Below are 1,493 nucleotides of genomic sequence, written 5' to 3' on the forward strand. Positions count from 1 at the left end.
CCCCTACGTGCGGGCCGCGCTCGCCGCCGACCGGCTGCCCGGGCCCCTGGCCTACGACCCCGACGAGGGCAGCCTCACGGTCGGGAACGGCCGGATCTCGCCCGTGGCCCGGGCCGCGTGGGAGTACCACAGTGGTGGGGTGCGGGTGTTGGAGAGCTGGTTCGAGCGGCGTACCGCAGTGGCCCCGCCCGGCACGCTGGAGGCCATCGGCCCCACCGGCTGGCCCCAGGAATGGACGTCTGACCTGCTGGAACTCATCACCGTCCTGACCCTCATCGCCGAGTTGCAGGCGCCGGCCGACCGGCTGGCCCGTGAGGTGGCGGCCGGCCCCGCGCTCACCGCCGACGAGCTGCGGTCGCTGGGCGTACTGCCGGTCCCCCCGGCCGCCGAGCGCCCGGCCTCGGTCCTCGACCACCACGAGGAGGGCCCGGAGGGGCAGTTCGCCCTGCTGTGACGGCGCCGGGGCCCCTGCGCGCCCGGCGGCGGGGGCGACCGGCTCTCGGGCCGGCCGGGAGATGGTGGTACGGGGCGGGCGCCGATGGCCAGGGCCGCTGCGGTACGCGGACGGCGCGCAGCAGCGACGCCGCGGGCAGCGCGGCAGACGGGCCCCGGGCAGCACGGAGGGCGAGGCGCAAGCAGCGCGGAAGGCGGGGGCGCCATGGGGGAAGGGGGGCGCAGCCCGTCCGTTCGCCGCTGGGCGGGGCACGGCTGGAGCTGGCCGGGCCACGCGCACACACGACGCGTACGGGGCGCGGACCTGGCCCGGGGCATGCCCGGACCAGGCCGTGTCGATCGGGAAACGAGCGGGGGTGGTGTCTCGCTTTACCGCATGCGACGGCAGGTTCGGGCGGTCAGCCCCTGTTGCCGAACAGCGACCGTCGCAGCCGTCGCAGCGGCGCGAACAGCGACACCCGGGCACCCCGGCTCGCCTTGGTGCGCGAGTGGTCGCGCGCCGTCAATTCCTGCATCAGCACCGTGGCGGCCTCCGCCTCGCGCTGCGGCACCGCTGGGCCGCCGAGCACCGCGAGGTGGCGGTCGAGGCGCGCACTGGACGCACCGCTCCCACAGTTGATCGCAGGCACTCGTGGCCTGCTGCGCATCGTTATCTGCTCCATGACACTCCCCACCCGTACGAAGGCACCCGCCCCGGGCAGAGTAACCCTACCTCCCCCGGCCGTCACCCGTGCATCCCACACCTTGGATTCGCGGTGCCGTCAAGGTTGTTGACAGACGTTTTCGCAGCGTGTGGCCTTCGATGGGAGCGCGAGCACCTCTCGCGCGCCCCCTCACCCCGGGCCCGACGGACGCCCGCGAGCACCCGTCGGCGCCCCGCCGCACCCGTCAACACCCGCCGAATGCGCCCGTCAACGCAGGCCGGGGCCGCTCCTGCGGTCCCGGCCGCGCTGCCCCACGCGCCGGGGGGGGGGGGGGGGGGGGGGGGGGGGGGGGGGGGGGGGGGGGGGGGGGGGGGGGGGGGGGGCGGGGGGGGGGGG

2 protein-coding genes are annotated in these 1,493 nt (G+C 76.9%); one reads left to right on the forward strand and one right to left on the reverse strand.

What is annotated here, in order from left to right:
• Nucleotides 1–454 (forward strand): type ISP restriction/modification enzyme (locus AAHZ94_RS33885; protein ID WP_349997529.1); only part of this gene is annotated, 454 nt, incomplete at its 5' end.
• A 397-nt stretch (nucleotides 455–851) separates the two neighbouring features.
• Here AAHZ94_RS33885 and AAHZ94_RS33890 read toward each other — a convergent pair.
• Complete coding sequence (locus AAHZ94_RS33890; RefSeq protein ID WP_349997530.1) at nucleotides 852–1,115, reverse strand: hypothetical protein; 264 nt, start codon at nucleotides 1,113–1,115, stop codon at nucleotides 852–854.
• Between the last annotated feature and the right edge of the window lie 378 nt (nucleotides 1,116–1,493).

This window comes from Streptomyces sp. HSW2009 (genome assembly GCF_040240285.1).
GTDB lineage: Bacteria > Actinomycetota > Actinomycetes > Streptomycetales > Streptomycetaceae > Streptomyces.